The 9,720-nt window shown below is 44.2% G+C and carries 11 protein-coding genes and 1 pseudogene; 6 read left to right on the forward strand and 6 right to left on the reverse strand.

Annotated elements, in window-relative coordinates; genetic code table 11:
• Positions 1-120: 120 nt before the first annotated feature.
• Together JCM15548_RS24740 and JCM15548_RS24745 are read right to left on the reverse strand one after the other, a co-directional pair.
• On the reverse strand, positions 121-885 hold the full coding sequence (locus tag JCM15548_RS24740) for an ATP-binding protein (RefSeq protein ID WP_488193229.1): 765 nt from the start codon (positions 883-885) through the stop codon (positions 121-123).
• Positions 859-1,323: pseudogene (locus JCM15548_RS24745) on the reverse strand (ATP-binding protein); the annotation flags it as partial. The pseudogene JCM15548_RS24745 and the gene JCM15548_RS24740, both read right to left, overlap by 27 nt.
• Before the next feature lie 196 nt (positions 1,324-1,519).
• Here JCM15548_RS24745 and JCM15548_RS19205 point away from each other — a divergent pair.
• The 4 genes from JCM15548_RS19205 (at position 1,520) to JCM15548_RS19220 (ending at position 4,020) form a co-directional block, all read left to right on the forward strand.
• Positions 1,520-1,840, forward strand: a complete 321-nt coding sequence (locus JCM15548_RS19205; protein WP_062128670.1) for a helix-turn-helix domain-containing protein — start codon at positions 1,520-1,522, stop codon at positions 1,838-1,840.
• Positions 1,840-3,102: a type II toxin-antitoxin system HipA family toxin gene (locus tag JCM15548_RS19210; protein ID WP_062128672.1), complete on the forward strand. Its 1,263-nt coding sequence runs from the start codon at positions 1,840-1,842 to the stop codon at positions 3,100-3,102. The genes JCM15548_RS19205 and JCM15548_RS19210 overlap by 1 nt, the downstream gene beginning before the upstream one ends.
• Before the next feature lie 264 nt (positions 3,103-3,366).
• Entirely contained in the window at positions 3,367-3,576 is a 210-nt protein-coding gene (locus JCM15548_RS21820; protein ID WP_157482975.1) for a hypothetical protein, read from the forward strand.
• Positions 3,577-3,705: 129 nt separating this feature from the next.
• On the forward strand, positions 3,706-4,020 hold the full coding sequence (locus JCM15548_RS19220) for a hypothetical protein (RefSeq protein WP_062128676.1): 315 nt from the start codon (positions 3,706-3,708) through the stop codon (positions 4,018-4,020).
• Between the two features lie 130 nt (positions 4,021-4,150).
• Here the strand turns inward: JCM15548_RS19220 and JCM15548_RS19225 are convergent, their stop codons facing one another.
• The 4 genes from JCM15548_RS19225 to JCM15548_RS19240 form a co-directional block, all read right to left on the reverse strand.
• A complete protein-coding gene (locus JCM15548_RS19225) occupies positions 4,151-4,411 on the reverse strand; it encodes a hypothetical protein (protein WP_157482977.1) in 261 nt (86 codons plus the stop codon).
• 128 nt (positions 4,412-4,539) lie between these two features.
• A complete protein-coding gene (locus tag JCM15548_RS26480) occupies positions 4,540-4,854 on the reverse strand; it encodes a type II toxin-antitoxin system RelE/ParE family toxin (RefSeq protein WP_369403718.1) in 315 nt (104 codons plus the stop codon).
• On the reverse strand, positions 4,823-5,053 hold the full coding sequence (locus tag JCM15548_RS19235; protein WP_227626041.1) for a hypothetical protein: 231 nt from the start codon (positions 5,051-5,053) through the stop codon (positions 4,823-4,825). Before JCM15548_RS19235 ends, JCM15548_RS26480 begins: the two co-directional genes overlap by 32 nt.
• A 323-nt stretch (positions 5,054-5,376) precedes the next feature.
• The gene (locus JCM15548_RS19240) at positions 5,377-6,180 is read right to left on the reverse strand and encodes an outer membrane beta-barrel protein (RefSeq protein ID WP_062128685.1); all 804 of its coding nucleotides are present in this window, start codon (positions 6,178-6,180) and stop codon (positions 5,377-5,379) included.
• Positions 6,181-6,602: 422 nt separating this feature from the next.
• Between JCM15548_RS19240 and JCM15548_RS24750 the strand changes: the two genes are divergently transcribed.
• Both JCM15548_RS24750 and JCM15548_RS19245 read left to right on the forward strand, forming a co-directional pair.
• Complete coding sequence (locus JCM15548_RS24750; RefSeq protein ID WP_227626042.1) at positions 6,603-7,694, forward strand: tetratricopeptide repeat protein; 1,092 nt, start codon at positions 6,603-6,605, stop codon at positions 7,692-7,694.
• The gene (locus tag JCM15548_RS19245; RefSeq protein ID WP_227626043.1) at positions 7,652-9,622 is read left to right on the forward strand and encodes a tetratricopeptide repeat protein; all 1,971 of its coding nucleotides are present in this window, start codon (positions 7,652-7,654) and stop codon (positions 9,620-9,622) included. The genes JCM15548_RS24750 and JCM15548_RS19245 overlap by 43 nt, the downstream gene beginning before the upstream one ends.
• Positions 9,623-9,720 lie beyond the last annotated feature (98 nt).

The raw sequence follows: 9,720 nt of genomic DNA on the forward strand, positions 1-9,720 counted from the left end.
AAAGTGTCCTCATGGCATTGGAGTTATTTAAGCAAAGGTACAAAATGCACAACAGAATCAACACTTTTTTTGATAATTGCACTATTGGTTGTGCAAATATCGCGCTACAGGGATTATTTTTCAAAAAAAGTCATGGGCAGGGACCATTCTGATGGTGAGGCCGTCTTTTTTAAAGGTGTCTTTTTGATTAAGGGTTACGATGGTTCCTTCGTTTAATCCAAGATTCAGCATGGCGCTATGAAGTCCGTTGTATTCCCTCTTGAAGTTCTCATCATTTACATTCAAACAGACCTGTATGGCTTCTTTCACGGTATTCTTTTCCATGGTTATGAAGTTGCACTCTCCTTTATCCTTGAAGTAGAAAATTTGTTTATATTTTCGCCGCAGGTGCAAGAATATAAGGTTTTCTAATCGTCTGCCCATATTATCGCTTGTTGACAGGGAGGTTTCGGTATATAGTCCCATGTCCATGACGTACACTTTCTTTGGGTTACGGGCCTGAACTTTTAACGAATGACTGAATATTGGGATGAATTCAAGTAGGTAGGCATCTTTCAGGAATGAAAAATATTCTAAGAATGTGGCAGGGGATTTGATGTCGAACATTCCAAGCAATTTATTGGCCGAAATAAGATTACCTATATTGGTTATCAGAAATGCTGTTAATTGACGTAATGAGCTTACATCACGAACAGAATGTCTGATGGCGATGTCTCTCATTAATAGATCATCTACAAGGGTGTTCAGCACAACGGGTAGGCCTGTTTTAACATATTCAGGTATGCCTCCCATTTTGAGATAGTCTATAACGGCGTTTTCTCTATTTTCGAGGGCTTTGAATTGGATAAATTCAGAATAAGAGAAGGGGAATAGCTCGATAGACAGGTGCCTGCCTGTTAAATGTGTGCCCAACTCGACACTTAGCATGGAAGCGTTAGAGCCGGTTATAAATACCTGATAACCTTCCCGCAAAAGTTGATTGATGAATTTTTCCCAACCTTCAACGATTTGTATTTCATCAAAAAACAGAACCTTTATTTCTCATTTCTCAATTTCCCTGTGAAGACGTGTAAGGTCGCCGGTTTCAAATCCGGATAAGCGGATGTCTTCAAAATTCAGATGTATAGCATCCTGGTAATTTTTACGAAGCAACTGCAAAAGAAGGGTGCTTTTTCCGCAACGCCGGATTCCGGTTATTATGGTGGCAAATGAATCTGCCACAGGTATATCTGCAAGTGCGTCACGCGTAAATCCCGAATCTTGTTTAAAATAGGTGACCTTCTGTGCGTCTATTACTAAAGCTATTTCTTCTTGTCGTACCATATCTTCAAAATCTTAATCAGGCATTTCTTTCAATGCAAATATAAGATATCTTTCAGTATGATGAATGATATTGGAGTGTGAATCTTAAGAAGCTCGCGCTAATGGGATTTTCTTTCTCGACAATTTATAAATCTTTTATAATAACGTAAGATACTATTTGCTTTTTTGGTTATATTTGTAAAATATATTTAATGTTATGTCTAGGAATAGTATTGTGTTGCTGCCTAAAAGCATGAAGCTTTTACAAACTTTAGGGGACAATATTAAGTTGGCGCGCTTACGCAGGAAACTGACAATGAATCAGGTGTCGGAGCGAGCCGGGATTTCTCGTCCCACTCTTTCTTCCTTGGAAAAAGGGAACCCTGCGGTTTCTCTGGGCATTGTTCTTCAGGTTTTATTGGTATTAGGTTTGGAGAAGGATATTTTGCTTTTGGCCGCTGATGATATATTGGGTAGAAAAATACAGGATGCTGATCTCATGGTAAAGGAACGGGGGCCCAAAAAAAACAAGAAATAATGGCAATGGAGCGAAACGAAATATTAGTATATGCGCATTGGGATGGAATTAAACCACCATTCTTAATGGGGGTTTTATATGCTACACTATCAAGAGGGAAAGAAATATTTTCCTTTGAATATGACAAAGGGTGGTTACAATCGGATTTTGCCCAAATCATTGATCCAGATCTACAATTATTCGAAGGGGCTCAGTACCTTAATGATGAGAAGTCCAATTTCGGTATTTTTCTGGATTCCTCACCTGATCGTTGGGGACGGGTTTTAATGATGCGAAAGGAAGCTGCCATCGCCAGAAAAGAAAATCGGCGCGCTAAAACTTTAACAGAATCTGATTATCTTCTTGGCGTTTATGATGGTAACCGAATGGGAGGGCTTCGTTTTAAAAAAGAGCCAGATGGCGCTTTTTTAGATGATGATGAAGCAATGGCCGCACCGCCTTTCGCTGCCCTCCGAGATCTTGAGCATGCCAGCTTACAACTGGAGAAGGTAAATGCCCCTGATGATCCAGAGTACCTTAAATGGCTCAATATGCTAATGGCACCGGGATCTTCTTTAGGTGGCGCAAGACCAAAGGCGAATATCCAGAATGTGGATGGTGGTTTATGGATAGCTAAATTCCCAAGCCAAAATGATCAGCAAGATATGGGTGCGTGGGAAATGTTAGCGTATAGACTGGCCGTGCAATCTGGAATTGATATGGCACCATCCAGGATACAAAAGTTTTCGCACCACCAACATACATTTTTAACACAACGATTTGATAGGCAGACTGCTGGAAGCCGTATTCATTTTGCCTCTGCAATGACTCTGCTGGGTTATACTGATGGAACGGATTACCACGATGGGGTCAGTTATTTAGAGCTGCTGGAATTTATAATGCAGAATGGGGCAGATGTGGATAATGACCTCAAAAAGTTATGGAGCCGTATTGTGTTTAATGTTTGTATTTCCAATACGGATGACCACCTACGCAATCACGGATTCTTGTTAACTGATTCCGGCTGGATACTATCACCTGCCTATGACATCAATCCAACTCCGAACGGCACTGGGTTAAAACTTAATATTTCTGAAAATGATAATGCTTTGGATTTAGATTTGGTGAAAGAAGTCGCCCCTTATTTTCGCTTAAAGGAAAAGGAGGTTAATGTAATTATCCATACAATTCAGCAGAATGTGGCGCAGTGGGAACAAATTGCGAGGGATTTAGGAATTTCAAGAAATGAAATGGAATGGATGAAAAACGCCTTTAAGTATTAAAATCTCTCTTCCTCCTGATTGAACATGGCTTGGGCTGATTTAACTCTGCTAATGAGTTGAATCAGTCTTACAAATTTATCTAAAAAGGATGCCATTAGCAATTTTGGGTTAGTAGTTTAATCCAAAGGCCCATCTTATATTTCCGATATTGGATTGGTCGCCAAACTTTTGTTTTTTTACAATGCTTACAACGATTCATGGGAATGAAAAAGACTATTTTGTCCCTTGCTTAAGTGTGTCAAATAGTGGTACCTTGGATCTTGTATGAAAAAGAAAACGATTATTTGGGTATTATCGGGCGTGGCGGCTTTGGTGCTGTTGGTGGTGCTGTTGACTAAAGTGGTGCTGGAGCTTGGTTGGAGGGAAAGATTCGGACGGCGATTGATGAAAATTCGGGGGCGTATCTGGTGGAGGTGGAAAGTGTGGATGTTTCTGTTTTGCAGGCGGGTGTTGAACTGGAGAATATCAGGCTGAGGACGAAAGGTGAAATGGGGGATCAGGGGCTTTGTCGGGCACCATTGAGGCGCTTACGGTCAAAGGGATTTCGGTTTTTAAGGCTTTACTGAGGAAGGATATTGATATTCGGAAGGTGGCTTATCTGGAATGGCGGGCTTCTGCGTTGTTGATGGGGCGGGTGAGCTGACGGCCAACGATGCGAAGGCGACGGGTGATATGCAGTTGCGTTACCGGGGACTGGATTTTGAGGTGGTGGATAAGCTAAGCGGGGAGGCTACGGGGACTGCCGAACGGGTGAAATCGATGGTGGCTGATTGGGTGGTGAAGGACTGGAACCCGATGCCGGGCCAGGAAATGCGGCAGGGTGTTATTGATTATGAACGGGACCCTGAAAAGTTCCTGTTCAATTATATGGTGAAGTCGCTGACTTCGGGCATTAAGACGAGTGTGACGAAGGAGTAGGGGTCGTTGGGCGTAGTTGCTAATCGGCTTTGCCGCTTTGCTCGCAAAGAAACTACGCCGAGCGTGGACGTTTACGATAGATCGGAACTGCGGCTTGAGTACCGGTGAAGGGGAAATGGTCCGTAACGGGTTATTCTCCTTTTTTGGGTTGTTTGGCTTTGTACTCACTGAGGATCGAGGCCAATGATTCGTAGTGGGATTGTAGCTGCTTGAGGGACATTTCAGGGTCGTTGTCTGAAGGTATGGTTATGGGCATTTCATCCAGATATTTAAGTAATTCGGGGTATTGATCGGTTATCTCATTGCTGATTTGTAGTATTTTGTCATTCAAATCATGCGCCATTTGAGCGTAATCTGGATTTTTGTCGGATGGATTATTGTGCTTAGTCATATCGTAGCTATTTTATTTTGTTCGCGTTTTCCTAAATTTAAGGCTTATAAAGGCGAATATCAAGGGGGGTGATTTTTAATGGGGGAGACTAATGTATACAATTATTTAACACTAAATTTCCGAAGCAATTATTCAATGTTTTTAATGTCTCTTTTATTAATATGTAGATAAGTTAAGTTTACCACACTATTTTCTATTTGATAAAACACTGTAGTTTGTTTGCTCAGGACCGCTTTTCTCAATTCCTTTTTTATTGAAGAGGAAGGGAACAAAAAGGGATTCTGCTTAATCAAAGAAATCTGATGACTAAGCCTTTTCTTGAAGTTTTCTATTTCCTTATCAGTCCACTTTAACCTCAGGTCGTCCAAAATGTCCTCAAGATTATTTACAGCTTCCTCTGACCATCGAATTTTATAGTCCATATTTGTTCTTAACATCTTCATGAGATCTTGTACGACCTTCTTTTATGTCGCTTAATCCACGCTCAATACCACTTTTTTGAGTTTCAGTTAAATCATTCCACCAATCGTTGTTGGTTGTTTTGGAGTCTTTGACTATTTTGAGATATTCAATAGTTTCATTGTCTTCGAGTTTTGCTAGCCACTCAATGAGCTCTAATTTTACTGCGTTGTGTCCCATCATTTTTTCAAATTTACAAAATAGATTCATAATATGACGCCTTCAAGAAGTGCTTGTTTGAGGATATGTCCGGTAATGGTTTGAATGTCGATGGTTGCTTTTTAAATAACCAGCAAATCCTAATCACTATCAATGCCATGGTCTTTTCTGGCGCGTGAACCAAACAGGATGACCTTAATCAAAATTACCGAATTTTTCAGAATTATCCATTTGTTTGAATGAGTAATTTGATAATTATTGATTTGGTAAATTTTACTAAAGTTAAAAGCCTTCCCCTTCTGACTTTTATGCAGAGGAGGAAGGCTTATAAGTAAGGAATACCCAGATTAAAAATAGACGGATAGTCCGGCATCGAAGGCAATGCCTTTCGAGATAGTTTCAGAAACAGCGCTCGCGGCTTCATTTGGAGTTGAAGTCATATGGGCATATCCCAAACCCAGATTAACCGAGATGTGCTGGTTCAGGAAGAAGGCTACTCCGCCGCCCAGGCCCCAACCGTTTACTGTTGCTGAATTATGCTCACCGTCGTCTTCAGATTTATAGTTACCAACCATGTATTCACCCAGAATAAATGGTTTGATATTGGAGCTGCCAAAAAAGTAGGTTATGCTGGGACCTATCAAAAAGGTGGATTCCTTATAGGTTTCTTCTTCAATTTCTACCTTTGAGGATTCATAATCCATGTTTAGGGCTACTACTAGTCCGTTGTCGGCAAACCAACCTATGGATGGGCTAAAACTGAATTGATTGGTGTCATATTCATAGGAAGCATTGTTATAATCTGAATTTAGTTTGGTTTCATTGTTGATGGAAGCAAACGATAAATTGGTGCTTCCGGAAATCATTATTGTGCCCTTCGCAGTTGGGGATGAGAATTTTGAGATGTGCCTTGTGCTCATTCCCGAAAGGGGCATGGGCTCTTTGGTCATTTTTTCTATTTCGTCCATCTGGTAAACGAAGATACTGCCGTCTGCAGTTTCAATTTTCAATTGTTGGCCGGGTACTTGTTCAACAATGATGCCTTTGATGATGCTTCCGTTATTGAGATGCACCACGTCGCGGTAATTGCCTTGCGCAAAGGTGGAAAGTGCTAAAAATAACAGGGTCAATGAAATCAATAATTTTTTCATGAGAATTAAGGTTTTAGTTAAAATTAGTAAGACCCGAAAATAATTCATTTTTTCGTTTTTCGTCTGATTTGTTTAAAAAAATAAGTGCTTTTTTGAGGTGTCCTAATTGGTTCTGTCTTTTCTCGGGAAGGGCCTCTTTTGTCAGTGTATTTTCTTTAGGTTTTTTATACCAAAACCGCTATCTTGGCGTTGTTTTTGATGTGGGGGCAGGTGGATAGGTTGTTAGGTCAAGAGGTTATTAGGTCAAGAGGTTATTAGGTTGGGACGTGGCGAAGCGGGATTAATAGATCGTTAGGTTAATAGATTATTAGGGTGAGAGGCATAATTGGATCCATGATATTCAGCATGTTGTGTTTCTGCAACTAGTTAGTATAAGTTATTTTAAGATCATCGATTTACAAAACAATAACGAACTATTATTTATGATAAACCGGTTATTTTTGGCGGTGTTGGCGTTGACCGCCTTAAGTCAGTTCAGTGCATCTGGTCAGAAAAGTCTGGAACGCGATCAGCCCGAGCGTATTTTTGAGGAGGGCTTGTTTCATTATGAGCGGGGTTACTACGGTGTGGCCCGTGAGCTGTTTGGTAAAGCGCACGATGCGGCGCCGGCGGGTCAGGGGGCGCTTATGGCGGATGCGGCTTTTTATGAGGCGCTGTCGGCTTCCTACCTGGAAAATGGTGATGCGCCGTATTTGCTGGAACGCTACCTGGAGGATTATCCGGAAAGTAAGCACTTGTCGCACACCAACTTCCGCCTGGGAGAACTGGCGCAGGACGATAACCGTGACCGCATTGCGCTGCGGTGGTATGAGAAGGTGAAGCCGGCGGACCTCGACCGGGAGGTGCGTTTGCGCTATTTTTATAAGGCGGGCTATGCCTATTTTATGGAGGACGATTATGTGAATGCGGCGCGCTTGCTGGGCAATGCGAAGGATGTGCCTTCGAAATACTGGGCGCCGGCCAATTACTACTACGCGCATATTCAATACGAGGAGGGCAATCACGAAGCGGCGCTGCGAACTTTTCAGAAGTTGCAGGATGAGCCGGGCTTTCAATCGGTGATTCCTTATTATATCGCACAGATTTACTACATGCAGGAGGATTATGACCAGGCCATTGAGTATGGCACGCCGCTGATGGCGGAGGCCAAGGGGGTGATGCGTTCGGACCTGGCAAGGGTGCTGGGTGATTCTTACTTTGCCAAGGAGAGCTACTCACGGGCGATTCCTTACCTGTCGATTGTGGTGAATGAAAGTAAAACGCCCCGACGGGAGGATTACTACCACCTGGGGTTGTCGTATTATTTTGAGAAGGATTATGTGCAGGCGGCTACTTACCTGGCGCAGGTGACGTCGGGCGAGGATGAGATGACGCAGAATGCGTATTACCATCTGGCGGATTGCTATCTGAAAACGGGGGATAAGAAGAATGCGCGTGTCGCATTCGAGCGGCCAACCGCTATGCGTTTGACATGGCCATTAAGGAGGATGCGATGTTCAATTACATCAAGCTGAATTACGAGCTGTCGTTTTCGCCTTTCAATGAAATTGTGAATTCTTTTCTACAGTTTATAGAGGAATTCCCCAACAGTGAGCACATCGATGCGGCTTATCAGTACATGGGACAGGCGCTTTTGACGACGAAGAATTACCGTCAGGCCCTGGAGGCGATGGAAAGCATTGGTCACAAAAATGCGGAGGTGTACCGCGCGATGCAGCGGGTGGCGTATTTGCGGGGACTGGAGTTGTTTACGAATTTGCAGTTTACGCAGTCGATTGATATGTTTGATTACAGTCTGAAATATGGCAGTTACGATCGGGACATTAAGATGGGGGCGCTTTACTGGCGGGCTGAGGCGCATTATCGTCTGGACGATTATGCGGCGGCGCAGAAGGGTTATCTGGAGTTTTTGCAGACGCCGGGTTCGCGCAATATGGAGGAGTTTTTAACGGCGCACTATAACATGGGTTATGTGAGTTTTAAGCAGAATAATTACGCGGAGGCGCAGAAGTGGTTCACGCAATACGTGAACCGCAGTTCGGGGACTACGGCGATGATGGGGGATGCGTATAACCGACTGGGGGATACGTATTTTATGGTGCGGGATTTTACGAATGCTATGAATTGGTACGACCGCGCAGCGGGTGTGCCTTCGGGGTCACCTGATTATGCGATGTTTCAAAAGGCGCTGGCGCAGGGTATCGGACACAATCAGCAGGCTAAAATCCGGCAATTGGATAAGCTGATTCAGATGTATCCGGTTTCGCCTTATGTGGATGATGCCTGGTATGAAATGGGGCGTTCTTATGTGCATTTGAATAATTTGCCGGATGCGATTCGGGCTTTTAAGACGGTGCGCGACAAGTACCCGCGCAGTAGTTTTGCCCGTAAGGCGATGCTGCAGCTGGGACTGGTTTTTTATAATTCGGGCGATCTGGGGCAGTCGATGGTCTATTACAAGCGGGTGGTGAATGAGTTTCCGGGTACGCCGGAGGCGGAGGATGCTTTGCTGGGACTGAGAAATGTGTATATGGATCAGAATGATCCGGATGGTTATATTCGTTATACGAACCAGATTGGTGGTTTTGCGCGGGTGGATGAGCGCCAGCGCGACAGTCTGTCTTATGTGGCGGCGGAGCGCTTGTACATGGCGGGTAATTGTGATCAGTCACTGATTCAACTGGAGAATTACCTGCGGGCTTACCCGCAGGGGCGTTTTGTGCTGAATGCGCACTTTTATATGGCGGATTGCCACTACCGGGCGGGGAATATGGATAAGGCGCTGACGTCGTTTGAGTTTGTGACGGGGCGCGGTAAGAGTCTGTTCTCGGAGGATGCGCTGAAGTATGCGGGTGAAATTCATTTCCGGAAGGAAAATTATACGGAGGCGCTGGGCTATTTTGAACGCCTGGAGGAGGAAGCGGATCTGGAGGAGAATCGCCAGGAGGCGATGATTGGCCAGATGCGGGCCTTGTCGAAGTTGACGAATCCCTCGGCTACGGTGGAGGTAGCGGGCCAGGTGATGGCCAATACGCGCATGGCACCTGAAATTGTGCGGGAGGCACGATATATCAAGGCTTTGGCGCACTTGTCGCTGGGTCAGAAAACGGGTGCCCTGACGGAATTCCGCTCGCTGGCTGAAAATACGAGCAGTGTGGAAGGGGCGGAAGCGAAGTACCGTGTGGCGCAAATGCTGTACGATGACCAGAAAAAGGAGGAATCGGAGCAGGTGATTTTTGATTTTGTGAATAAGGGGACGCCGCACCAATACTGGTTGGCACGCAGCTTTATTTTACTGTCGGATATCTATGCGGATCGTCAGGAGTTTTTCCAGGCGGCGCAGTACCTGGAGAGTCTGCTGGAGAATTACAAGGGTGATGAGGAGGATATAAGAAGGGTGGCTGAGGAGAAGTTGGAAAGATATAGGGGGTTAGGGCAATAGGTTGGAAGGGTTGGAAGGGTTGGAAGGGTAGATGGGGTAGGATGGGTTGATGGGATCGAGAGGCCATTAGGTCAATAGGTTGAGAGGGTTGGAAGGGT

The sequence above is a fragment of the Geofilum rubicundum JCM 15548 genome (assembly GCF_000974365.1).
Lineage (GTDB): Bacteria > Bacteroidota > Bacteroidia > Bacteroidales > Marinilabiliaceae > Geofilum > Geofilum rubicundum.